The organism is Mycobacterium sp. 3-98 (genome assembly GCF_035918355.1).
In the GTDB taxonomy this organism is placed as follows: Bacteria; Actinomycetota; Actinomycetes; order Mycobacteriales; family Mycobacteriaceae; genus Mycobacterium; species Mycobacterium intracellulare.
This window is the reverse complement of sequence record NZ_CP142360.1, coordinates 3196299-3219043: the sequence shown is the minus strand read 5'-3', so window position 1 is coordinate 3219043 and position 22745 is coordinate 3196299. Positions and strand designations below refer to the sequence as shown.

21 protein-coding genes are annotated in these 22745 nt (G+C 68.4%); 13 read left to right on the top strand and 8 right to left on the bottom strand.

Features of this window, described 5'->3' with window-relative positions:
* Positions 1–140 precede the first annotated feature (140 nt).
* On the top strand, positions 141–1064 hold the full coding sequence (locus QGN30_RS15305) for a class I SAM-dependent methyltransferase (RefSeq protein ID WP_038536264.1): 924 nt from the start codon (positions 141–143) through the stop codon (positions 1062–1064).
* Between the two features lie 18 nt (positions 1065–1082).
* On the opposite strand, the gene zwf is transcribed toward QGN30_RS15305, so the two are convergent.
* Complete coding sequence (gene zwf, locus QGN30_RS15300; RefSeq protein ID WP_038536267.1) at positions 1083–2582, bottom strand: glucose-6-phosphate dehydrogenase; 1500 nt, start codon at positions 2580–2582, stop codon at positions 1083–1085.
* Positions 2583–2724: 142 nt separating this feature from the next.
* Between zwf and QGN30_RS15295 the strand changes: the two genes are divergently transcribed.
* Positions 2725–2895: a hypothetical protein gene (locus QGN30_RS15295; RefSeq protein WP_165576459.1), complete on the top strand. Its 171-nt coding sequence runs from the start codon at positions 2725–2727 to the stop codon at positions 2893–2895.
* Positions 2896–2899: 4 nt separating this feature from the next.
* Here QGN30_RS15295 and QGN30_RS15290 read toward each other — a convergent pair whose 3' ends face one another.
* The 3 genes from QGN30_RS15290 to hrpA all read right to left on the bottom strand — a co-directional run bounded on the left by QGN30_RS15290 (position 2900) and on the right by hrpA (position 9510).
* On the bottom strand, positions 2900–3877 hold the full coding sequence (locus tag QGN30_RS15290; protein WP_038536269.1) for a hypothetical protein: 978 nt from the start codon (positions 3875–3877) through the stop codon (positions 2900–2902).
* 95 nt (positions 3878–3972) lie between these two features.
* A complete protein-coding gene (locus QGN30_RS15285) occupies positions 3973–5400 on the bottom strand; it encodes an FAD-dependent monooxygenase (RefSeq protein WP_231117685.1) in 1428 nt (475 codons plus the stop codon).
* Between the two features lie 192 nt (positions 5401–5592).
* Positions 5593–9510: an ATP-dependent RNA helicase HrpA gene (gene hrpA, locus QGN30_RS15280; RefSeq protein WP_064893922.1), complete on the bottom strand. Its 3918-nt coding sequence runs from the start codon at positions 9508–9510 to the stop codon at positions 5593–5595.
* Positions 9511–9649: 139 nt separating this feature from the next.
* On the opposite strand from hrpA, the gene QGN30_RS15275 reads away from it, so the two are divergent.
* The 3 genes from QGN30_RS15275 (at position 9650) to QGN30_RS15265 (ending at position 12235) form a co-directional block, all read left to right on the top strand.
* A complete protein-coding gene (locus QGN30_RS15275; RefSeq protein ID WP_014380124.1) occupies positions 9650–10672 on the top strand; it encodes a YhjD/YihY/BrkB family envelope integrity protein in 1023 nt (340 codons plus the stop codon).
* 59 nt (positions 10673–10731) lie between these two features.
* On the top strand, positions 10732–11505 hold the full coding sequence (locus tag QGN30_RS15270; RefSeq protein WP_248923080.1) for an enoyl-CoA hydratase/isomerase family protein: 774 nt from the start codon (positions 10732–10734) through the stop codon (positions 11503–11505).
* A gap of 67 nt (positions 11506–11572) precedes the next feature.
* Positions 11573–12235 (top strand): cutinase family protein, encoded by a 663-nt coding sequence (locus QGN30_RS15265; protein WP_248923081.1) that lies wholly within the window; start codon positions 11573–11575, stop codon positions 12233–12235.
* A gap of 8 nt (positions 12236–12243) precedes the next feature.
* On the opposite strand, the gene QGN30_RS15260 is transcribed toward QGN30_RS15265, so the two are convergent.
* Together QGN30_RS15260 and QGN30_RS15255 are read right to left on the bottom strand one after the other, a co-directional pair.
* Entirely contained in the window at positions 12244–12918 is a 675-nt protein-coding gene (locus tag QGN30_RS15260; protein WP_014382546.1) for a hypothetical protein, read from the bottom strand.
* 26 nt (positions 12919–12944) lie between these two features.
* Positions 12945–13502: a general stress protein CsbD gene (locus QGN30_RS15255; protein WP_008256634.1), complete on the bottom strand. Its 558-nt coding sequence runs from the start codon at positions 13500–13502 to the stop codon at positions 12945–12947.
* A 320-nt stretch (positions 13503–13822) separates the two neighbouring features.
* On the opposite strand from QGN30_RS15255, the gene QGN30_RS15250 reads away from it, so the two are divergent.
* The 6 genes from QGN30_RS15250 to QGN30_RS15225 all read left to right on the top strand — a co-directional run bounded on the left by QGN30_RS15250 (position 13823) and on the right by QGN30_RS15225 (position 17671).
* A complete protein-coding gene (locus QGN30_RS15250) occupies positions 13823–14839 on the top strand; it encodes a zinc-dependent alcohol dehydrogenase family protein (protein WP_238963746.1) in 1017 nt (338 codons plus the stop codon).
* Between the two features lie 45 nt (positions 14840–14884).
* Positions 14885–15139, top strand: a complete 255-nt coding sequence (locus tag QGN30_RS15245; RefSeq protein ID WP_009957172.1) for a hypothetical protein — start codon at positions 14885–14887, stop codon at positions 15137–15139.
* A 222-nt stretch (positions 15140–15361) separates the two neighbouring features.
* Positions 15362–15850, top strand: coding sequence for a hypothetical protein (locus QGN30_RS15240; RefSeq protein WP_248923082.1), 489 nt, complete (start codon positions 15362–15364; stop codon positions 15848–15850).
* Between the two features lie 14 nt (positions 15851–15864).
* Positions 15865–17100 (top strand): zinc-dependent alcohol dehydrogenase, encoded by a 1236-nt coding sequence (locus tag QGN30_RS15235; protein WP_014380129.1) that lies wholly within the window; start codon positions 15865–15867, stop codon positions 17098–17100.
* Positions 17075–17323, top strand: coding sequence for a DUF6480 family protein (locus tag QGN30_RS15230; protein WP_134770564.1), 249 nt, complete (start codon positions 17075–17077; stop codon positions 17321–17323). Before QGN30_RS15235 ends, QGN30_RS15230 begins: the two co-directional genes overlap by 26 nt.
* Before the next feature lie 96 nt (positions 17324–17419).
* Positions 17420–17671: a hypothetical protein gene (locus QGN30_RS15225; RefSeq protein ID WP_008256642.1), complete on the top strand. Its 252-nt coding sequence runs from the start codon at positions 17420–17422 to the stop codon at positions 17669–17671.
* A gap of 8 nt (positions 17672–17679) precedes the next feature.
* On the opposite strand, the gene QGN30_RS15220 is transcribed toward QGN30_RS15225, so the two are convergent.
* Positions 17680–18525, bottom strand: coding sequence for an MOSC domain-containing protein (locus QGN30_RS15220; RefSeq protein WP_014380130.1), 846 nt, complete (start codon positions 18523–18525; stop codon positions 17680–17682).
* A 73-nt stretch (positions 18526–18598) separates the two neighbouring features.
* Entirely contained in the window at positions 18599–19996 is a 1398-nt protein-coding gene (locus QGN30_RS15215) for a PPE family protein, SVP subgroup (RefSeq protein ID WP_014380131.1), read from the bottom strand.
* A gap of 463 nt (positions 19997–20459) precedes the next feature.
* Here QGN30_RS15215 and QGN30_RS15210 point away from each other — a divergent pair, with 463 nt between their 5' ends.
* Positions 20460–21641, top strand: a complete 1182-nt coding sequence (locus tag QGN30_RS15210; protein ID WP_014382551.1) for a glycosyltransferase — start codon at positions 20460–20462, stop codon at positions 21639–21641.
* A gap of 91 nt (positions 21642–21732) precedes the next feature.
* Positions 21733–22743 (top strand): class I SAM-dependent methyltransferase, encoded by a 1011-nt coding sequence (locus QGN30_RS15205; protein ID WP_263650139.1) that lies wholly within the window; start codon positions 21733–21735, stop codon positions 22741–22743.
* Positions 22744–22745 lie beyond the last annotated feature (2 nt).

The following is a 22745-nucleotide window of genomic DNA, read 5'->3' as shown; positions in this document are numbered from 1 at the left end:
AAGGAGTCACCTGCATGTGGCGCGTGGTGACCGCGGCATAGCAGAAAGTACCCTTCGGTAGCGGTGGTGTAGTCGCGGGTGGCGGCCGCCCCACGGCCCAATCGGCCGGCGCGGCGGCCGGATCCTGGAAGGGAACACGGATGTCATCGATCGATTCGGCACGAAGCGAGGGCGATAGCTGGGACCTGGCCTCCAGCGTGGGGGCGACCGCGACGATGGTGGCGGCCTCCCGGGCGTTGGCGTCTCGCGAGCCGGACCCGCTGCTCGACGACAGGTTCGCCGAGCCGCTGGTGCGGGCGGTCGGACATCCCTTCTTCGTCCGGATGCTGGACGGCCAGATCCCGCTCGACACCGACGACTCGCCGATGACACTGCAGCAGCGGCGCGAGCAGATGACGGTGCGGACCAGGTTCTTCGACGATTTCTTCCGCGCCGCGACGGCGGCCGGCGCACGCCAGGCCGTCATTTTGGCCGCCGGGCTCGACGCCCGGGCCTACCGGTTGTCGTGGCCTGCGGGCACCGTGGTTTTCGAGGTCGACCAGCCCGAGGTCATCTCGTTCAAGACCGACACGCTCGCCCAGATCGGCGCGGAACCGACCGCCGAGCGCCGCACTGTCGCCATCGATCTGCGCGATGATTGGCCAACCGCCTTGCGCGGCAGCGGTTTCGACGCCGACTCTCCAACCGCCTGGATCGCCGAGGGCCTACTGCCCTACCTACCGCCGGAAGCCCAAGACAGGTTGCTGGACAACATCACCGCGCTCAGCGCCCCGGGTAGCCGGCTGGCCACCGAGAACATCACCGACATGAGCGTGTTCACCGACGAGCGGGCCCGGGCGATGCGCAACAACTGGCGCCAGCACGGCCTCGACATCGACGTCGCCGAACTCGTCTGGCTCGGGGAGCGCCGTCCGGCCGCCGAGCACCTGTCCGCGACCGGCTGGAACGTCACGCGCCACCCCACCGAACAGGTGTATGCCGACTACGGTTTCGCGATGCCCGACAACGAGATTCTCAAGCGATTCCGTCACGCCATCAGTTACCTCAGCGCGGAGCTGAGCTGAGTTGATCCGGCGCCCGCGTCAGGCCCTGGCGTGGCGCCACTCCCGCTCGAACGGCAACCGCCAGGCGTTCGGCGCGATCAACTGGTGAATGGCGTTGGGCCCCCAGGTTCCCGGCTGGTACAGCTTGACCGCGGGTGGATCGGTGAGGAGCTCTTCCGAACGCTCCCATAAGGATTCGATGCCTTCCGCGGTATTGAACAGGGTGTGGTCGCCGCGCATCGCGTCGAGGATGAGTCGTTCGTAGGCCTCCAGCACATCGACGACCGTCTCGATCTCCTGCGAGGAGAATTGCATGGACAGCTTGTCCAGCTTCATGCCGGGGCCGGGCCGCTTGCCATAGAACGACAAAGACACCTTCGAGTTGTCGGCGAGGTCGAACGTGAGGTGATCGGGACCCTGGGTTCCCACCCCGGATCCGGGTGGGAACATCGTGCGCGGGGCCTCCTTGAACGCGATGGAGATGATGCGGATGCCCTCGGCCATCTTCTTGCCGGTCCGCAGGTAGATGGGCACCCCGGCCCACCTCCAGTTGTCGATGCCGACCCGGAGGGCGATGAACGTCTCGGTGTCGGAATCCCTTGCCACCCCGGCTTCGTCGCGGTACCCCTGGTACTGGCCGCGCACCACATTCGAGGGCTTGACCGGCAGCATCGACCGGAACACCTTATTCTTCTCTTCGCTGATGGCAAAGGGTTCGAGCGCGGTCGGCGGCTCCATCACCACGAACGCCATCACCTGGAACAAGTGGGTGACCACCATGTCCTTGTATGCGCCGGTCTCTTCGTAGAAGCTCGCTCGTTGATCCAGGCCCAGTGCCTCGGGGATATCGATTTGGATGTGGTCGATGAAGTTGCGGTTCCAGATCGGTTCGAACAGTCCATTGGCGAAGCGGAACGCCAAGATGTTCTGGGCGGCCTCTTTACCCAAGAAGTGGTCGATGCGGAAAATCTGGGATTCCTCGAAGGTTTCGTGCACGAAGTCGTTGAGCGCCACCGCGCTGGCCAGATCGGTGCCGAATGGTTTCTCCATCACGACCCGTGAGCGGTCGACCAATTTCGCGTCGCGCAGCATGGTGATCACCGCGCGCGCCGCCTTGGGCGGCACCGACAGGTAATGCAGCCGCCGGGCGTTGGGGCCCAGGTTGGCTTCGGCGTCCGCCACGGCGGTGGCCAGCGCTTCGGGTCCGGCGCCCTGCGGGACGTAGGTCATGATCCTCGCGAAGTTCGCCCATTGGTCGGGTGTGAGCTTGTGTGTCCCGAACGAATCGATCGCGTTCTTGGCGAGCTCGCGAAATTCGTCGTCGGTCAAGTCTTCCAGTGAGGTGGCGACGATCTGAATGTTGGGCGCCAGCTCGGACTGGTCCAAGTAGGCCAGGCCGGGGATGAGCTTTCGCTTGGCCAGATCCCCCGTCGCGCCGAACAGGACGATGACGTGGGGGTCCAACGGATCGGGGTGGTGGCGACGCGGGCGTGCGTCGGGCGCGGGGTACGAGATCGTCTGAGGTTTTGCGGTGGCCACTCCTGCGATACTTCCACCGCCGCGACGCTCTGTCGCCCCTGTTCTCCGGTTGCGGCCGGTTAGCGATCGCTCGATCGGGTATGGGATAGCGGCGGCCCCCGGCATCGGGGTTCGCCGCCCCACCAAGCCAACGGAAAGCGACATGACAAAGTCCGATAAAGACCCATTGAGCCGCGCTCAGGAGCTGGAGAACATCGTCGATCGGCTCGAGGAGAAGGTCGCCGGGGACCGCGAAGCCGAAGACGTCCCCGGTAAGCCCAGCGACCGGGAGCATGCCGCCGTCCGAGGCTCGGACAACGAGCCGCCGGACTAGCGAGTCATCCGCTCGGCAGATCTATGGCGTGAGCCTTCAGCGTCGCCAGCGTTTCCGGTGCCGGCCACTCGTTGGCTCGGTATCGCGCCGGGGTGATCCCCGCGACGGGCAGGATGCCCACCACGTCGACGACCGTGGCGAACGGCACGGTGAACTTGTCCGACACGTTCGGCGGGTCGCCGACGAGGAACGTCACGTAATCGGTGTAGGGCAGCTCCCAGGCCGGGCCCTGCCCCCACACCGTCGTGGTGCGCCGCCCCCACGGCGTGTCGATCACCTGGGCCTCGCCGACGTATTGCGGGAACAGTTCGCGCTCGTAATGCTGCCGCAGGTAGTCGGTCTGGTGTTGGTATTCCCTTGCGGCCAAGAGGCTTCGAGCCGCCAGCCCGTACCCGCGCAGCGGGTGCGGGCCGGCCTGATCGAACGGCACGATGATGGCGCCTGCAATGGTGTAGCCCTGCGGCGAGACGGGTTGTTCGGCCTCGAGGTACAGCTGCTCGGCGACCTCGAAGAGTTCGGCCACCTGGTCGGGGGCGTCGGTGCCCAGCACCAGCGACCCGTCCCCGGGGAAGAACACCAGCGGTCGTGGGCCGCCCGCCACCGCCAGCGAACCCAGCCACCCGGTGGCCAGAATCATCGAGTCGACATAGCTGGCACCGTCGGCGTCCTTCAACAGATACTTCTCGCCCGGTGTGAAGACCTGCTGACGCGCGGTCAGATTCTCCCGGGCCACCGCGAACGCCTGGTCGCCGGTAATGCCCCAGGCGCCGGTTTCGGCCGGCGTCACCATGGCCCGAACCGTGGGAAGGTCCACGACGACCATCTCGTTGATGTGCGGGAACACCGGACGGACCCAGGGCTGCGCCCCGTTGTTGACCAGCTGATTGGCGTAGCTTTGCGGCCGCAGCACCGGCCTCAGCAGGGGTTGGGCTTCGCCCCAATCCAGCGGCGGTGTCGACGATTGGTCGCTTGCCATGTCCACGGTGCGTGCTTCCTGCTCATGATCAGGGAACACGCACGATACACCGTGCGCCCCCCAAAACAAGTCACCCGACGGTGGCCCGCGACCGGCGCCAATCACCCGGCCGGTGGCCCGAACCAGGCGGTGAGGGCATCACGCAGCGCCGGGTCGGTTCCCTCACCGGTCCAGGCAACATATCCGTCCGGACGGATCAACACCGCCGTTGGGGCGCACACCGTCCCCAGTGCCGGAAGTTCCCAATCTCCTTCGTGTTTCGCGTCGACCACACGCACCCGTCCCGCCCACGACGCGATGTCGATGCGCCCGGCCGGGCCGAAGTTGAGCAGAACGGGCCGGCCGTCCCGCAGGAGGGCAAACACCCGCAGCGGACCGTCAGCGGTGATCAGGTCCAGGTCGGGCATGCGGCGCCCCAGCAGCGGGTGTCCCTCCCCGAGGTCGTAGCGGATGCCCAGCCCGGACATCATCGCGGCGAACCGTTTGCGAGGCTCCTCCATGCCCAGCAGCTCGCCCATCGTTTCTCGCAGCGCCTCGGTGCCGTCGTCCGCGCGAAGGAGCGCCAGCTGCGCGATCGAGTTGCGCAGCACCCGCGCGGCGATCGGGTGCCGTTCGGCGTGATAGGTGTCGAGGAGGCTGTCGCGTGACGTGTTGTTGACCACCTGGGCCAGCTTCCATCCCAGATTCACGGCATCCTGGACGCCGGTGTTCAGACCCTGCCCGCCGACCGGGTGATGGACGTGCGCGGCGTCGCCGGCGACCAGCACCCGTCGGACGCGATAGGACGCGGCCTGCCGGGCGGCATCGGTGAAGCGGGAAATCCAACGGGGACTGTGGATTCCGTAATCCGTCCCGTAGACGGCGACGAGCGCCCGGCTCGCATCGTGCACCGTGGGTTCGCCGGAGTTCCGGAGGCGCTTCTCGGTGACCATGATTCGCACCGGCCCGCCCTCCTCGGTGGTGGACAGGGCGTGGACTCCGAGCGCGTCGCGGCGGATACCCCACGGCGGCGGCTGGTCATCTTCGTAGTCCATGTCCGCCTCGGCGAGCAGATAGCTCGTCGTGGCATCCCACCCCGGAAATTCGATGCCGGCTGCCTTGCGGACCACGCTGCGTCCGCCGTCGCACCCGACGAGATAGCCCGCCCGCATCACCCGGCCATCGGACAGGCCGACGTCGACGCCGTTGTCGTCCTGGGCGAGGGTGGCCACCTCTGTGCCGCGATAGATGCGCACGCCGAGTTCGCCGACCCACTCGGCCAGGATTCGTTCGATCTGGTTCTGCCACAGCGCCAGTCCGTACGGGTGGCGGGTGGGAAAGTCGCTGATGTCCAGCCGAATCTGGGCGAAACCCGCCACCTGCGCCACCTGTCCCTGCGACAAGAATCGATCGGCGATGCCGCGCTGATCGAGGACTTCGATGGTGCGAGCGTGCAGACCCCCGGCGCGCGATCCGATCAAATCCTGGTTGGCGCGCCGCTCGACGATCGCGACGTCGACGCCGGCCAAACCCAATTCGCCGGCGAGCATCAGCCCCGTGGGGCCACCTCCGGCGATGAGCACCGCATGCTCGACCTTCCCGCCCGAGCTCTGCGAAACAACCACGTCGATACCCCCGCGCTCTCCCGAATTTTGGTTTCGGACAGCGATTTTGCGACATCACCCGGGTCTTGCGGCAAGCCCCGGGATGCGCTATAGGTTGAAAGTGGCGGGGAAAAACATTCAGCGACGATCGCGCACAGCGTCCATGGCGCGGTAGATCCGCTGCTCGCTGACCGGGCGCGGCGTGCCGAGCTGCTGGGCCCACAGGCTCACCCTGAGTTCCTCGATCTGGCGGGCGATATCGAGGACGTCGGGGTCCGTCCTCGCCGTTCGTGGCAGCTCACGCAGCAGTTCGTCGTAGGCGTCCTGCACGGCGTGCACCCGGTCCATCCGCTCCCGGTCGGCCTGGGCGCCGCGCGCCAGCCCGTCGAGCCGGCGACGGATCGCGAGCAGATAGCGGGTGAGATCGGCGAGGTGCGCCCGGCCGGTCGCGGTGACGAAGCCCGGCGGCAAGAGCCGGTCGAGCTGGGCGCGCACGTCCGCGATCGCCTCGGAGTGCGCGGGCGGCGGGTTGGTGGGCAGCAGGAGTCGCACGTCGTGGGCGGCGGCGAGTACCCGCTCGACCGCGCGCGCAATCTCGGCGGCCGTGGGCGCCAAGGTCTTTCCCAGGCGTTCTTGCAACGCGACGAACTCCCCCCGCGTCCACACCGGCGTCGGCATGAGGGTGTCGGCCGCGGCGTCGGCACAGTCCTCCAGCAGCGCGGACAGGTCGCCGTCGGGGTTGGTGCCGAGCGTCAGACGGGTGCGCGGGTCAAGTTGTCGCGCAATGGCTTTCACCGGGGACGCAACGCTGAGCCGGACCAATCGCCGAAGGCCGGGACCGATCGCCCGGTGCTGTTCGTCCGGCGTCGCCAACACGCGTAGGTCGACGGCGCCGCCGGTGTCGACGAACGCCGGAAAGCCTCGCACGGTGCGCCCCTGCACGGCGCGTTCGATGACGCGCGGCAGTTCGTCGAGATCGTCGGGCCAGTCGCGCAACCCGGTGCGCTCGAGCTCGCCCGCGACCGCGTGCGCCACCGCGCGGCGGGCCGGCGTCGTGAGTCGTTCCTGCAGCTCCTGCAGATCCTTGCCGCGGGCGACCTCGGCGCCGTCAGGGGACTCCACCGCGAACGTCACCCGCAGGTGCGGCGGCAGCTTGTCCAGGTCGAACGCCTCGACGGGCACCAAAACACCGGTGCGACGGCGCAATTCGCGCTGCAACGCCGACAGCAGCGGCTCGGCGGCCGGCTCGATTGCGGCCAGCACCGCGCGTGCCGTGTCGGGGGCGGGAACGAAGTTGCGGCGCAGGTCTTTCGGCAGTGAGCGGATGAGCGCGGTGACCAGTTCCTCGCGCAGCGCGGGTACCTGCCAGGCGAACTCGTCACCCCCCAGGCGCGCCAGCACGTCGATCGGGACATGCACCGTGACCCCGTCGTCGGCGGCCCCCGGCTCGAACCGGTAGGTCAGCGGCAGCGCGGCGTCGCCCGTCCGCCACGTGGTGGGCCGATCGGTGCCGGCGTTGTCGTCGGTGCGCAGCAGGTCGGCGCGGGTGAACGTCAGCAGGTCGGGTGTCTTGTGCCGCTGGCGTTTCCACCACGCGTCGAAATGCCGCGCCGAGACCACCTCGGTGGGAACGCGGGCGTCGTAGAGCGCGTAGACGTCGTCGTCGCCGACCAGCAGGTCGCGGCGGCGGGCACGCTCCTCGAGCTCCTCGAGCTCGGCGCGCAGCCGGGCGTTGTCGCGAAAGAAGTGATGCCGGGTCTGCCACTCCCCTTCGACCAGGGCGTGCCGGATGAACAGCTCGCGCGCCACCACCGGCTCGATGCGGGCGTATCCGACGCGGCGGCGCGCCACCAGCGGCAGGCCATACAGCGTCACCCGCTCGTAGGCCATCACCTCGCCGCGCTTGGCGTCCCAATGCGGCTCGCTGTAGGTGCGCTGCACCAGGTCGCCGGCCACCCGCTCGACCACCTCCGGCTGGATGCGCGCGGCCGTGCGCCCATACAGCCGGCTGGTCTCGACCAACTCCGCCACGACGACCCAGCGCGGCGGCCGTTTGGTGAGCACCGAGCCGGGCGCCAGCACGAAGTTCGCGTTACGCGCTCCCAGGTACTCGCGCGTGTCCTCGCGGCGCATGCCCACATGCGACAGCAACCCGGCGACCAGCGCCGCGTGCACGCGGGCCGGATCGGCGGGCTCGCCGGCGGTGTCTTCGACGATGCCCAGGTCGCCGGCGATGCTGCGTAGCTGGCCGACCAGGTCCTGCCACTCGCGGATGCGCAGGTAGTGCAGGAATTCGGATCGGCACATCCGTCGAAACGCGCTGCCGGATAACGACTTCCGTTGTCCGCGGAGATAGTGCCACAGGTTGAGGTACGACATGAAGTCGGAGTGTTCGTCGGCGAAGCGGGCGTGCTTTTCGCGGGCGGCTTCCTCGCGATCGCTCGGCCGTTCCCGCGGGTCCGGGATGCTCAGCGCCGCGGCCAAAACCAGCATCTCCCGCACGCATCCTTCGGTCTCGGCCTGCAGGATCATCCGGCCCAGCCGTGGGTCGACCGGCAGCCGGGCAAGGCGGCGGCCGAGCTCGGTGATCGCGCCCCGGCCGTCGAACGCGCCGAGCTCGACCAGCAGCTGGACGCCGTCGCGGACGCTGCGCCGGTCCGGCGGATCGAGGAACGGGAACTTTTCGATATCGCCGATTTGCAGCGCCGCCATCTGCAGCAGCACGGCGGCGAGGTTCGTCCGCAGGATCTCGGGCTCGGTGTAGCGCGGCCGGGCCGCGAAGTCCTGCTCGGAGTACAACCGGATGCACACGCCGGGCGCGACCCGGCCGCACCGGCCGGCCCGTTGGGCGGCGGAGGCCTGCGAGATGGGCTCGATCGGCAGCCGCTGCACCTTCAGGCGGCGACTGTAGCGCGAAATCCGGGCGTTGCCAGGGTCGATGACGTAGCGGATTCCCGGCACGGTCAACGACGTCTCGGCGACGTTGGTCGCCAGCACGACGCGACGCCCGGTATGCGGCGCGAACACCTTTTGTTGCTCGGCGGTGGGCAGCCGGGCATACAGCGGAAGCACTTCGGTGTGGCCCGGGCCGTTCGTCAAAAACGTCAAAGCATCTGCGGTGTCACGGATCTCGCGCTCACCCGAGAGAAAGACGAGGACGTCGCCGGGCGGCTCGGCTTCGAGTTCACGGATGGCGTCGACGATCGCCTCGATCTCGTCGCGGGTCTCGGTGCGGACGATCTCGTGGTCCGGATCGTCGGGATCGTCCGTCGATGCGGAAGGCACGGCGACCTCCAGCGGCCGGTAACGCACCTCGACCGGATAGGTCCGCCCGGACACCTCGATGATCGGCGCATTCTCGAAATGCGCGGCGAAGCGGTGCGGCTCGATGGTCGCCGAGGTGACGATCACCCTCAAATCGGGCCGGCGCGGCAACAACTCGCGCAGATAGCCGAGCAGAAAATCGATGTTGAGGCTGCGCTCGTGTGCCTCGTCGAGGATCAGGGTGTCGTAGCGCAGCAGGCGGCGGTCGCGCTGGATCTCGGCGAGCAGGATTCCGTCGGTCATCAGCTTGATCAGGGTGCGGTCGCCGACCCGGTCGGTGAACCGCACGCTGTAGCCGACGGCCTCGCCCAGCGGGCTTGCCAGCTCGTCGGCGATGCGCTGGGCGACGGTGCGCGCGGCCAGCCGGCGGGGCTGGGTATGCCCGATGGTTCCGCGGATGCCGCGACCCGCCTCCAGGCAGATCTTGGGCAGCTGCGTGGTTTTGCCCGACCCGGTCTCCCCGGCGATCACCACCACCTGATTCCCGCGGATCGCGTCGGCGATTTCCTGCCGCCGTGCGCTGACCGGCAGGTCGGGGTAGGTGATCGTCGGAACGGCGGCCTGGCGGGCCGCGACGAGCGGCCGCGCCGCCGCGATCTCGTCGGCGAGCCGCCGCAGCTTCTCGGGCGTGGCGGCGCGGAGGTTCTTCAGGCGCCTGCCGATGCGGGCGGCGTCGCGCAACGTCAGGCCGTCGAGTTGGTTGCGCAACTGCGCTGCAGACGGTCCGGCCACCCCGCACAGAATAGGCACCCGCCGCCGGTGGCGTCCCAAGCCCCGGTGCGCCCACCGCGGTTGACGGCGGCCCAATTCGGGTATGACCTGGCGAGCGCATTGAACGGGATGCGGGCTTGTGCGGGGGACGTGATCGGCGATGGTCGGTTGGTTAGACGAGCTGCAGCGACGGAATCGAACCGTGGGCGTGATCGTCGCCGTCATCTACAAATACAACGACGATCAGGGCGGCTACCTCGCCGCGCTGATCACCTACTACGCGCTGGTGTCCCTGTTTCCGCTGCTGCTGCTGTTGACCACCGCGCTGGGGGTCGTGCTGGCCGGCCGGCCCGATCTGCAGGCACAGGTGCTGCACAGCACGCTGAGCCAGTTCCCGGTCCTGGGCAGCCAATTGCACCACCCCGAGGGGCTCAGCGGAGGCGCCGTCGGCGTGATCGTGGGCCTGCTCGGAGCGCTCTACGGCGGTCTGGGTGTGGGACAGGCGCTGCAGAACGCGATGGATTCCGTCTGGGCGGTGCCGAAACACAAGCGGCCCAACCCCATTCGGTCACGCCTGCGCAGCTTGCTGTTGCTGTTGGTGCTCGGCTCGGCGGCCATCGCGGCCACCGTGTTGGCCGCGGTCGGTCACGCCGCCGGCGCCGTCGGCATTCTCGAAACCGCCGGCCTCGCGCTCGCCGCCGTCGTGATCAACGCGTTGATCTGCCTGGTGGCTTTTCGCGTGACAACCGCGCGGGCACTGACGTACCGGCAGGTGTTGCCCGGGGCGGTCGCCGCGGCGTTCATCTGGCAGATGCTGCAGTGGTTCGGGGCGGGCTATGTCGCGCACACCGTGAAACGGGCCAGCGCCACCAACAGTGTGTTCGCACTGGTGTTGGGGGCGTTGGCCTTCCTGTTCCTCGCCTCGGTGGCGCTGGTGTTGTGCGCCGAGGTCAACGTCGTCTTGGTGGAAAAGCTGTACCCGCGCGCCCTGCTCAGCGCGTTCAGCGACGACGCGGACCTCACGCCGGCCGACCGCAGGACCTACACCAAGAAAGTCAAAGCCGAACGCGTCAAGGCCTTCGAGCGTGTCAGCGTGCGGTTCGATGACGTCAGGCGTCTCTCCGCGAAAGCCGTTGGGCGCCTCGGGGTTTCCGACGACCCTCGCCGCTCCCGCACGCCGTGAGGTAGGTTCGCGCCCGGCTTATCGGTGGGTCCTCGCGCCCGGCGCAATACTCTGCAGGCATGAGTCTGGTCACCTATGAGCTGCAAGATCACGTCGCCACCATCACGCTGAATCGCCCCGAGGCGCGCAACGCCATCAACGGCGCGCTGCGCCAGGACCTCAACGCCGCATGGGATCGTTTCCGCGACGACCTGGACGCCTGGGTCGGGATCCTGACCGCCAACGGCAGCGTGTTCTGCGCGGGCGGCGACCTCAAGGACGGCGAAGGCTCCGTCGGCACGTTCGGCGGCACCTTCTGGGAGAAACCGACGATCAACTCGTTCGAATCCGGCATGGAACTGTTCAAGCCGACGATCGCCGCCGTGCACGGTCCCTGCATCGGCTACGGGGTGACCGGGGTGTTGTTCTGTGACTTCGTCATCGCCAGTACCGAGGCCACGTTCTGTTTCCCCGAGGTCTCGATCGGGGTGCCCACCATCGTCGGGGCGATCCGGCTGCCGCAGCGGGTGGGCTGGGCCAACGCCATGGAACTGCTGTTGACCGGCAAGCCGATGAGCGCCCAGCGGGCCAAAGAGGTCGGCCTGGTCTGGAGGCTCGTCGAGCCCGACCGACTGCAGGCCGAGGCGCAGGCCTGGGCCCGCACCCTCACCGAGGCCGCACCGTTGGCCCAGCGGGCGACCAAGGAGGTGGCCTGGCGGACCGCGGACATGGGCTGGATCGAGTCGGTGCGCTTCGGCGAGACGATGCGCAAGGTGGCCGGCGCGACCGAAGACGTGGCCGAGGGTATCCGGGCCTGGAACGAGAAGCGCAAGCCGCAGTGGCGTGGCCGTTGACGTGCCGCGGATGGCGCCGAACCGGCCACCGCCACCGTCGTCGTGGCGCATGTGTCAGGATTCGGGGATGAATGCACGCAGACTTGCTCGCTTCGTTGGTATCTCGGCTGTGACGGCGTGGGCGCTGCTGAGTGCACCCATCGGCGCTCCGACCGCCGCCGCCGATCCATGCTCGGACGTCTCGGTGGTCTTCGCCCGCGGCACCCACCAGGAGCCCGGCCTCGGCAACATCGGCCAGGCGTTCGTCGACTCGCTCACGTCGCAGCTCGGCGGGCGATCCGTCGACGTCTACGCCGTCAATTACCCGGCCAACGACGACTACCACAACAGCGCGAACGCCGGCGCGGACGACGCGGCCACCCACATCCAGGACACCGTGGCCAGCTGCCCGAACTCCCGGATCGTGCTCGGCGGGTACTCGCAGGGCTCGACGGTGATCGACCTCGCCACCAACGCGCTGCCCGCCTCGGCGGCCGACCACGTCGCCGCCGTCGCCCTCTTCGGCGAGCCGTCCAGCGGCTTCTCCACCATGTTGTGGGGCGGCCAGCCGCTCCCCACGATCAACCCGGCGTACGGCGCCAAGACCATCAGCCTGTGCGCCCCCGACGACCCGATCTGCTCGGGTGGCGGCAACATCATCGCGCACGTCTCCTACATCGACGCCGGGATGACGGCCCAGGCCGCGACGTTCGCGGCCGACAAGGTCAACCAAGCCGCGCCGCGCGTCTGAGGCAGGTTCTAGTCGTTCGCGCGCCGCTCTTGGCGTTCTTGCTTTTCGGCGGCCGCCAAATCCGCGACGCGATCCGCTTCGGCGCGCTTGTCGGCGGCCTCGCCTAGCTTGTCCTCGGCCTCATCGAGTTTGGCGGCGGAAGCCTTGGACGCGGCCCGCTCGGCGGCCTGAGTCCTGTTCTCCACCTGTCGTTTTGCCGATTCGACGGCGTCCTTCTGCTTGGCGGCCGCCTCGTCGACGCGCTGCTTTGCCGAGGCGCTCGCCTTCTGCGCCGAATCTGCCGCCTGCCGCTTGCGGTCCCCGGCGGCGTTGCGGGCCTCCGCGATCTCCTGAGCTGTTGCCGCCTGCGCTTGCTGGCGTTCCTCGATCGCCTCGTCACGAGCACCCGCCAACTCCGCGTCGGCCTGCTTTTTCCTGGTCGCCGCCGTCGCGTCCAGCTGTGCGGCACGTCCGAGCGCGTCGCTGCGTTCCACGAGCGCCGTCCCCCGCTCGACCAGCCGGGGATCGCCGAGCGCATTCCCGACAGTGCTGTCAAGCATCCCGAGCGAGCGCTCATAGAGCAGCCGCGCACGCGCTTCCGCCGGGATTCGGGTAACGACCCGATCTTCGATCAACTGCAGCGGGAACCGGGCGAGTTGGTAGTGAAACCGCAGAACCGCCAACGGGGCGTCGGATATTTTCATCGTTTTCTCCTGTACGTGGCCCGCCCTCAGGGCAGGTCGGCTTCGTCGGACACGTTCTGGGCATGGTGGCGAAGGCGATCGGCCTCCGCCTTTTCGTTCGCGGCCACCTGCACCGAGGTTTGATGCTGCGCGGCGGCATCGACGACGTCCTCCGTCGCGTCACCGATTTCCTCGCGTTCGTCGGCCTTGGCCCGTTGGATCTGCTGTTGTGCGTCGAGCTCAGCCCGCGTTTGTTCCGTTGCGGCGGTCTGCTGCGCCGCGCGCTCGGCCGCGCGCTTCTGCGCGGCTTGTCGGGCTTCGATCGAATCCTCCGTAGCCACCGCGCTGGCGTTCGCCGCCAGGCGCTGTCGGGCTCCATCCGCCTTGGCTTCGGCCGCGTCATCCCGCGCTTGCTTGGCCTGGGCCTCGGCGACGGCCTCGGTTGCGTTCGCTTCTTTGCGCTCGTGCGCCTGGGTTTGCTCGAGCTGTCCTTCGGCGGTCAGCGAATCATTGCCCGTCACGGCGCCGACGACCTCTTTGGCCTTGCCCTTGACCGAATCGATCAGGCCCCTACGCGCCTCGTCTGCCTTGTCGTGCTTACTCATCGAAATTTCTCCTTGCGGCGTTGGCCAAGAACGTTCGTTCACGCAGGGGGATTCCACGGACTCGGTGGCTCAAACACGACGTGAACCGCGTCACTGATCGCCAGGACGTCATCGCCGCGGTCGGCGGGCGTGAATTAACAACTGCCGCAACATCGTTCGTGGCGGAGGCGCCTTGCCATGCGCGAAAGAGCGGCAGGGCGATACTCTTGCCGGCAGGGCCGTCGCGTCCGACTCGACGGATGGGCACGTCAAATGGCGTCGAGGCGCGGTTGAAACCCATCGATTTGGGTAGGGCCGGCTGGCGCGGGAGGGAAGGCATCATGCGAGGAGCCGTCATTTACGGCGCCGGCGACGTCCGTTTCGAGGACATCGCGGACCCCGAGATCGTCGCCCCCACCGACGCCATCGTCCGCACCACCGCCACGTGCGTGTGCGGCTCGGATCTCTGGGATTACCGCGGCATCAACCCCGTTCCCGAGCCCAAGCCGTTCGGTCACGAATACTGCGGCGTCGTCGAAGCCGTTGGCAGCGAGGTCACCTCGGTCAAGCCCGGCCAGTTCGTCATCGGATCCTTCTTCGCTTCCGACGGCACCTGCCCGAACTGCCGCAACGGAGTTCAAACGTCGTGTGTGCACGGGGTACTGATGAGCGGTTGCCAGGCGGAGGTGATCCGCATCCCGTGGGCGGACGGCAGCCTGGTCGCCCTCCCCGACCAACCCGACCACGAATCGATTCCGGACCTGCTGACCCTGTCGGACGTGATGGGGACCGGATGGTTTGCCGCCGAAGCGGCCAACGTCGCTCCCGGCATGACGGTGGCCGTCGTGGGGGACGGCGCGGTCGGCTTGTGCGCGGTGCTCGCCGCCCGCGAAAAGGGCGCCGAGCGGATCATCGCGATGAGCCGCCACGAGCCCCGGCAGAAGCTGGCGCGCGAGTTCGGCGCCACCGACATCGTCACCGAGCGCGGCGACGACGGTGTCGCCGTCATCAAGGACATGACCGAAGGCGTCGGCGCCGACGCCGTGCTCGAATGCGTGGGTACCGGCCAATCCATGCAGCAAGCCATCCAATCCGCCCGCCCAGGCGCCTTCGTCGGGTTCGTGGGAGTCCCCCACGACGTCAGCATCACCGGCGAGCAACTCTTCAGGAGTCAGGTCGGGCTCCGCGGCGGCCCCGCCCCGGTCCGGCACTTCCTGCCCGACCTGATCGAGTCGGTGCTCGACGGGCGAATCAATCCCGGCAAGGTCTTCGACCTGCACCTGCCGCTTGAACAAGTCGCCGAGGCCTACCGGGCCATGGATGAGCGGCGCGCCATCAAGGCCTTCCTGCAGCCCTGACCGGGCCCCGGCCGCGGCGGGCGGACATCGGCTACGGTCGGCGGTATGTCCAAAGCCTCCGGTAACGACCGCATCGACGACGTCACCCCTGGCGACATCATCGCCGTTGACCGCGGCTCCGGCGCACAGCCCTACAAGGTCGTGTTCAAGGACCCCACCGATGCGGGATATCTCGTCACGCTGGAAAGCGACCGCGGGGAGACCTTTCAGCTCGACCTGGCCGCCGGCACCACGGTGGAGAGGTCCCTCGAGGCGAAGTGGGAATCCGCGCAAAGTCCCACACCGAACTCCGAAAACTGACGACGCCGGCGATTCCGGCTCCATGAACGCGGCGGACCGCACGAAAAGCCTTGGCCCGCAGCCTATTCGGTGACCGACCCGCCGGTCGGCCGCACCTTGCAGACGGCATCGCCGGACGGCGATCCGCTGTAGGGACCCCTTCGCGTCACCGGCCCCGCGCCCGCGGTCGGTTTGGGCGGCCCGTGGGCGGGTACCGCAATGCCCCGACGGAGGGAGCGCGCGGTGAGTTATCTCGGCTTCGCGAAAAACCAAGTGTTGGGCGCGGTGAACAGGGTGATCGACAAGGTGCCGCGACGCGCCAAGGCGCAAACGGTCACGATCGCGTGCCCCGTCGAGCGGATCGAGCGTTTCTGGCGCGACCCCGACCAGTTGTCGGTGGTGCTCGGCGACATCTCCGACGTCGAATCCGACGCACGGAATCGCTATCGCTGGCGGTCATCCGCGGCGCCTGACGTGACCTGGGATTCCACGCTGGTCGAGGAATCCGGCGGAATCCGCTTCGTCGGCAACGGGAACCAGATCGTCGTCAACTACCGGCCCGCCCCGCGCGAGCTGGGCACCGAGGTCACGCTGTGCGTCCAGGCGCCCGCGCCCGCGTTGCTGTCCGGCGCGGCGGCCTTCAAGGTCCTCTACCGGCTGCGCGCCTTGATGCAGACCGGCGAGGTGCCGACCATCCAGTCCAACCCCAGCGCACGCGAGTCCGCGCGCTAAGCGAAAGGCCCAACATGCGAGCACTGTGCTGGAACGGGGTCAACGATCTCTCGGTGGAGACGGTCGATGACCCGAAGATCCTGAATCCGCACGACGCGATCGTCGAAGTCCGCCTCACCACGACCTGCGGATCGGATCTGCACTTCATCGACGGCTACCTGCCGGGCATGCGGGCCGGCGACATCTTCGGCCACGAATTCATGGGCATGGTGGCGGAAACGGGCCGCGAGGTGCGCGACACCAAGGTGGGCGACCGTGTGGTGGTCCCGTCGTTCATCGCCTGCAACCGCTGCTGGTATTGCGATCACGAGTTGTATTCGTGTTGCGACACCACCAATCCCAACGCCGAGCTGCAGCAGCCGTTGCTGGGCTATCCCTCCGGCGGCATCTACGGATACACCCATCCGTTCGGGGGCTACGCCGGATCCCACGCCCAATACGTCCGGGTGCCGTTCGCCGACGCGAATTGCTTCGTGATTCCCGGTGACATCGCCGACGAGCAGGCGCTGTTCTTGTCCGACGCGGTGCCGACGGGTTTCATGGGCGCCGATTTCTGTGACATCGCCGGTGGCGACACGGTCGCGGTCTGGGGAGCCGGCGGGGTGGGCTTGATGGCGGCCCGGAGCGCGCTGCTGTTGGGCGCCGAGCGGGCCATCGTCATCGACCGCATACCGGAGCGGCTGGCCCTGGCGCGCAACGCCTTTGGCTTGGAAACGATCGACTATACCGCGGTCGACAGCGTGCACGAGACGCTTCGGGAGATGACCGGCGGCCGCGGCCCCGATGCGTGCATCGACGCCGTCGGCATGGAAGGTCACGGCACCGGCGTGCAGCAACTCTACGACCGGGCCAAGCAACTGCTGCGCATGGAGACCGACCGCGCCACCGCGCTGCGCCAGGCGATCCTGGCCTGCCGCAAGGGCGGAGTCGTGTCGGTGCTCGGGGTGTACGGGCTGACCGACAAATTCCCGACGGGTGTCCTGACCAACAAAGGCCTGACGCTGAAGACGGCGCAGCAACACGGACAACGCTACATAACCCGGCTTTTCGATTACGTCGAGCAGGGCGACCTGGACCCGGCGAAACTGATCACCCACGACGTGCCGCTCGAGGAGGGCGTGCGGGCCTACGACTTGTTCAAAAACAAAAAAGACAAGTGCATCCGGGTCGCGATGCGGCCGGGCGTATCGACCATCACCGGCGGCGAAAGGGGCGCTGTCCACCATGACCGCGCAACCTCCCGATCCTGACCCCGCACGAACCCCCGGACTCGAGCCGGGAGGAGGAACCGCACCGGGCGCTACTCCCCCGGCCGCGCCCCAAACATCCGGTGTGTCCGAGCCGCAACCGCCGAACACCCGGCGATTCACGCCCAGCTCGGTGCTCACAGTGATCGCCGTCGGCATCTTCGTCGTGGCGTTCATCGCGGTAGCGGTGCTGCTGGTGATGAAAATGGTTGGGGCGACAGGCTAGCGGGTCGGAAACGATGACGACATTTTCTGATTACCTCGGCCCCGGAGTGGGCATAGCCACATGCATGATCGACGGTTTGTCACAGCTGGACGGCTCATGACCATCGGGGCCGACGACGTTCGGCGGCTACTCGCCAGCCAAGAGCAGGACGCCGCACTCGTGGTTGTCGAGGGGCGCGCCGCGGTCGTCACGCCGGAGGACCTGAACTCTGCCGAATATCGAGGCGCCCTGCAGGTCGCCACCCGCCAGGAATTGGTGCAGCGCATCGGGCGCGCGGAGCTATCCGACCGTGAGCTGGCCGAGCAGGCCGAAGACCTCGACACGGCGGTGCGCAATCTGGGCGGCTGATGCCACGGCTACGGCCGGATGTCGACCGGATCACCCACGCGGATAACGCCTTTGGTCACCACGGAGAGGTAGGCCCCCGCGCAGGCCTGCGCCCCGTGACCGCCCGTGTTCAACCGGTTTTCCTTCGCGGGGATGCGAAGCGCTTGCGGGGCACGCGGCAGGGGGCCGTGTTCGAGCGTGGGAACCACGCACCGTGACGTGGCGGTCAGCACCCGCAGCCGCGCCTCACCGACGGTGATATCGCTTCCGACCCAATCGTTTTCGACGTACGGCGGATAGTCCGGTGGTGTCGCGATCACCAGATTCGGCCGGTACCGCAGGGCCTCCACCCCGATGTGCTCGAGGGTCGCCGTGGTGATGGCGTGCAGCGGGGCTTCGTCGGTGAACGAGTCCCCCGGGGTGGCCTGGGCGATCCGCAGAATACGGCCGTCGACCTCGGCGTCGAGACCGAGTTCGAGCAGTTGCTCCGGATCGGGGCGAACCAGCGTGGCCCCCTCGGGCCGCTGGGCCACGAGTTGGACCCGTCGTCCGGTCAATCGGGAGATCAGCTCGTCGACACCGGGGTCGTCGAAGGCCACGTCCGTCCCGTCGGGCAGCCTGATGCTCACGCCGTCGGCGCCCGCGTGGGCGGTGCACGTCAAGAGGTCCCGCCAGAGCCGCGGATTCTTGGCGCTGGCCACATGGCCGGTCTCGCCGTCCACGAGTGCGAGCCGCCGGTCGCCCTCGGCGCCGCGCTCGTCGACCGCCAGGGCATCCACCGTTTCGCCGAGCATCGACTTCACCGGGTAGCGAAGCAGCGCCTCCACGCGCATCTGCACGGCACCGGGGCCGTTGCCGGTCGACGACGTGTCCATAGGCACCTTCACACTGTGCCCCAAATCGCAGGGCGTCACCACTTCTCACAACGGCGGCAACGGAACCGCTGGGTCAGCCGGGGAGCAGCCGCTTCTTCTGCTCCTCGAATTCCTGCTGCGTGAGGATTCCGGCGTCGCGCAGCGATGCCAGCTCGCGCAGCTCGGCGGCGATGCTCGTGATCGGTCCGCCCGCCGACACCTGCGGGGTCGTTGCGGACTCGTCCGCCTTGTCCTTCTTGTTCGGGTCGCGCTTGTTCGGGTCGCGCGGGGATTTCGCCGTCTCGGCCCGGCTTCGCTCGCGACCCAACGCGCTCGTGCCGGCCATCGCGCGCCCGGCCATGCTCGCCACCGCCATCTCGCCGAACAGGCTCCCGGTGCCGCTGGGGGCGGCTGCGGCCGCGGCTTCCGCGGCGGCGCCGACGCTGGTCGCCGGCAGCGCCAGCGCGGCCGGTCTGATCGCCGGGGCGGCGGCTGTCCACCCGGGCGGTACCGATAGGCCGCCGACGGTGTTGGCCTCCCCCAGCCCCGCTGACGCGAGAGTTCCGAATCCACCGGCCGGGTTAGTGATGACGGGGAATGGCGATGGCGGCACCGCGCCCGTCCCCGGGAACGACTGCACCCCGGCCCAGCCGCTGACGATGTCATCGGTGTGGAAACCGGTCAGGGCACCGGCGATGTCGTAGGGAAGGGCAATCGTAGCCGCGGGTGCGTCGACGAAAAACGTGACCAAGCTGCCGGGTGCGTCCAGAAAATACGTGATGAGATCGGCACCCACGTCCAGGGCTTCCACCGGCGACGGGTCGGCGGCCAAGGCGTTCGGTGCCAGGGACGCTCGGCTCAGCATGTTGGGCACCGCCGAGAGTGATTGCTGCGTAACGGCATTGCGTGTGCTCCCGGCGGCCGTGCCGGTGGCCTGGGCCACGGCTCCGGATTGGTCGGCGCCGGAGTTGGTGGTCTGATCGGGCTCGGCAAACGGTGTCAGCCTGGTCGCCGACGCCGTGGAACCCGCGTAGCCGAACATCGCCGCGGTATCGCGCGCCCACATCTCCGCATACTCGGTCTCGGTCGTGGCGATCGCCGGCGTGTTCTGGCCGAGGAAGTTCGTCGCGACGAGGGACGCCAGCAGGGTGCGGTTCGCAGTGATCACCGGGGGCGGCACCGTCTCGGCGAAGGCCGTCTCGTAGGCGAAGGCCGCGGCCCGGGCCTGGGTGGCGGCTTCTTCGGCCTGGGCGCCGGTGGTCCGCATCCACTCGAGATAAGGGGTGATCGCCGCGGTCATGGCGGCAGCCGACGGGCCGACCCACGGGCCGGAGGTGAGGGCGGTGATCTCCGCCTGGTACGAGTCCGCCGTCGACTGCAGCGCGGCGGCCAATTCGTCCCAGGCCATGGCGGCGGCCAGCATGGGTCCCGACCCCGGACCGGCGTACATCCGCGCGGAGTTGACCTCCGGCGGTAGTACTGCGAAGTCCACGTTCTCCTCCGATCGCTTTCATGGCCGCGAGGGCGCCGACGGCTCCGGTGCGCGTCGTATGGGGGTAGCCAGCCGAACAGCAAACAAATCGCATTCCTTCGGGCAGCGCCGGTACCGCGAAGGAAGGCGACCTAACGAGACCGTCCCGACTGCTGAGGGATCGGTCTCACACCTTCGCAAGTGTGGCCCAACGTTAACGAATACAGCGAAATTGTTGCGATGGGTTAACGATAGGTTACCGGCACATGACACAGGAAACCCACAAGGGTTTGGCGCGCGCCGCGCAAATCGTTTCGGCGCGTGGTCGGTGGGGCTGCAAGGGCGTCGCCGCATCGATTCGGGCACGGGGGCGTCCGCCGGGCACCAACAAAAGGCGTGGTCAGGTTGGGCTTCTCGCGCCCAGAAGGTTGGGCGCCGCCGGCTCTGCTTGGATTTGTGGCACCACCGCGAGTGAGGTCCGTTAATGAAATGTGTGCTGGCCGCCTACGGCAGCCGCGGCGACGTCGAACCCTGTGCCGCCGTCGCGCGGGAGCTGCAACGCCGGGGCCACGACGTCGTGATCGCGGTGCCGCCCGACAAGCTCGCCTTGGCCGAATCGGCCGGGCTTGCCGCGGTCGCCTACGGGCCCGACAGCCGCGAGCAGCTCGACACCGCCACCGACTTCATCCGCAACGTGCAGGATCCGATCAGCGCCTTGCCGCACCTCATGGAGCGCGTCACCAACATCTGGGCCGCAAAGAGCGAGACGCTGGCCCGCCTGGCGACCGATGCCGGCCTGCTGGTGGCCGGGATGAACGAGCAAAGGCTCGCCGCCAACGTCGCCGAGCGCTTCGGCATTCCGCTGGCCGCGCTGCACTTCTTCCCGGCGGCCGCCCTGGAACTCGGCTGGTTGCAGTCCCAGGTCACCAGCGCGGCCGAGAACGCGCAACGCCAAGCGCTCGGTTTGCCCGCGCAGGCCGTGGCGTCCACGGGGCCGACGCTGGAGATTCAGGCCTATGACGCGTTGTGCGTGCCCGAGCTGGCAAAGCAATGGGCAACCCCGCAGTACCGACGGCCCTTCGTCGGTTCGCTGACGCTGGGCATGCCGGGCGAGGCCGACGACGAAGTGTTGTCCTGGATCGCCACGGGGACGCCGCCCATCTACTTCGGGTTCGGCAGCACCCCCGTCACCTTTCCCGCCGAGACGGTCGCCGTCATCAGCGCGGCCTGCGCCCGGTTGGGCGAGCGGGCGTTGATCTGTAGCGGCCCAAACGATTTCACCGGCCTCCCGCCGGAAGATCACGTCAAGATCGTGACGGAGGTGAATCACGCCGCCGTGTTTCCGGCCTGCCGCGCGATCGCGCACCACGGCGGGGCCGGCACCACCGCCGCGGGCCTGCGGGCCGGAGTGCCCATGCTGATTCTGTGGCTCTGGCTCGATCAGCCGATGTGGGCCGAGGCCGTCAGCGCGTTGGAAGTCGGCGTGGCGCGGGCGTTCTCGGCGTCCACGTTGGACTCACTGGTCGCAGACCTGCGCTCGGTCCTGGATGCCCGCTACCTCAAACGGGCGCGCGAGGTCGCCACCCAAGTGACCGAGCCCGCCCAGAGCGTCGCCCGCGCCGCCGATCTCCTCGAAGACGCTGCCCGCACGGCGCGGCGGGACTGATAGGCGCACCGGCTTGGCGGTGGTGCAAAGCCGATCGGTCGTGTAGAAGGTTCTGGTGCACGAACCGCCGGAGGGATCATTCGACCCGTCGATGCTGCGCGAGGCGCTCATCCGGCGGATGTATCGGCGATCGTCGGCCGAGGGCCAGCTCCGGGTGCCGGCGGTGCCGGGCCTGATCGACGAGTACGTGCAATTGTGCGCCAACGTGTGCGCCACGCTGGGTGTCTGGTACACCCCCGAACAGTCCGCGCAGCTGCGGGCCGCGCTGGAAACCGAGTTGGCGAAGGCGTTCAAGGCATCCCCGCGGTCCGACGTGGTCATCTCGTACCACTCCCCGTTCGGGTCGGCCGGTGTGAACTTCCGCGTCCAGGCCGACGCGCGGACGATCGAGGCCGACTACGAGCAGTGGGTCGCCGTGCGCCCGCCGCCGCTGTTCGGCACCGAACCGGACGCGCGCGTGCTGGACCTCGCCGCGCAGGCGGCCGATCCCGCCGCCTTTCGGGTGCTCGACGTCGGCGCGGGAACCGGACGCAACGCCCTGGCCCTGGCCCGCCGCGGCCACCAGGTCGATGCGGTGGAGATGACGGCGAAGTTCGCCGACGTCATCCGCGCGGAAGCCGGCCGCGAAGCGCTGCGCGTGAACGTCATCCAAAGCGACGTGTTCACCGCCATGGAGGGTGCGCACGCCCGGTACCACCTGATGGTGCTCTCGGAGGTGGTGCCCGATTTCCGGACTCCGCACGAGTTGCGCGGGATGTTCGAACTCGCCGCCGAATGTCTGGCCCCCGGCGGGCGCCTGGTCTTCAACACCTTCCTGGCCCGCGACGGCTACGTGCCCGACGACGCCGCGGTGCAACTCGGCCAACAGTGCAACAGCATGATCTTCACCCGGGAAGAGGTGAAGGGCGCGGCGGTGGGCCTGCCGCTCGAGCCCGTCGCCGACGACTCCGCCTACGAGTACGAGAAGGCGCGGTTGCCCGCCGAGGCGTGGCCGCCCACGGCGTGGTTCGAGGGGTGGGCCACCGGCATCGACGTGTTCGACGTCGAGCGAGACGACTCCCCGATCGAGCTGCGCTGGCTCGTCTTTGAGAAGGCGGGCTGAGC

Excerpts from the sequence above, each read along its gene's own strand:
- QGN30_RS15305 (WP_038536264.1), top strand. The coding sequence starts at position 141 with ATGTCATCGATCGATTCGGCACGAAGCGAGGGCGATAGCTGGGACCTG.
- QGN30_RS15295 (WP_165576459.1), top strand. The coding sequence starts at position 2,725 with ATGACAAAGTCCGATAAAGACCCATTGAGCCGCGCTCAGGAGCTGGAG.
- QGN30_RS15285 (WP_231117685.1), bottom strand. The coding sequence starts at position 5,400 with ATGCTCGCCGGCGAATTGGGTTTGGCCGGCGTCGACGTCGCGATCGTC.
- QGN30_RS15275 (WP_014380124.1), top strand. The coding sequence starts at position 9,650 with ATGGTCGGTTGGTTAGACGAGCTGCAGCGACGGAATCGAACCGTGGGC.
- QGN30_RS15270 (WP_248923080.1), top strand. The coding sequence starts at position 10,732 with ATGAGTCTGGTCACCTATGAGCTGCAAGATCACGTCGCCACCATCACG.
- QGN30_RS15265 (WP_248923081.1), top strand. The coding sequence starts at position 11,573 with ATGAATGCACGCAGACTTGCTCGCTTCGTTGGTATCTCGGCTGTGACG.
- QGN30_RS15260 (WP_014382546.1), bottom strand. The coding sequence starts at position 12,918 with ATGAAAATATCCGACGCCCCGTTGGCGGTTCTGCGGTTTCACTACCAA.
- QGN30_RS15255 (WP_008256634.1), bottom strand. The coding sequence starts at position 13,502 with ATGAGTAAGCACGACAAGGCAGACGAGGCGCGTAGGGGCCTGATCGAT.
- QGN30_RS15250 (WP_238963746.1), top strand. The coding sequence starts at position 13,823 with ATGCGAGGAGCCGTCATTTACGGCGCCGGCGACGTCCGTTTCGAGGAC.
- QGN30_RS15245 (WP_009957172.1), top strand. The coding sequence starts at position 14,885 with ATGTCCAAAGCCTCCGGTAACGACCGCATCGACGACGTCACCCCTGGC.
- QGN30_RS15235 (WP_014380129.1), top strand. The coding sequence starts at position 15,865 with ATGCGAGCACTGTGCTGGAACGGGGTCAACGATCTCTCGGTGGAGACG.
- QGN30_RS15230 (WP_134770564.1), top strand. The coding sequence starts at position 17,075 with ATGACCGCGCAACCTCCCGATCCTGACCCCGCACGAACCCCCGGACTC.
- QGN30_RS15225 (WP_008256642.1), top strand. The coding sequence starts at position 17,420 with ATGACCATCGGGGCCGACGACGTTCGGCGGCTACTCGCCAGCCAAGAG.
- QGN30_RS15220 (WP_014380130.1), bottom strand. The coding sequence starts at position 18,525 with ATGGACACGTCGTCGACCGGCAACGGCCCCGGTGCCGTGCAGATGCGC.
- QGN30_RS15210 (WP_014382551.1), top strand. The coding sequence starts at position 20,460 with ATGAAATGTGTGCTGGCCGCCTACGGCAGCCGCGGCGACGTCGAACCC.
- QGN30_RS15205 (WP_263650139.1), top strand. The coding sequence starts at position 21,733 with ATGCTGCGCGAGGCGCTCATCCGGCGGATGTATCGGCGATCGTCGGCC.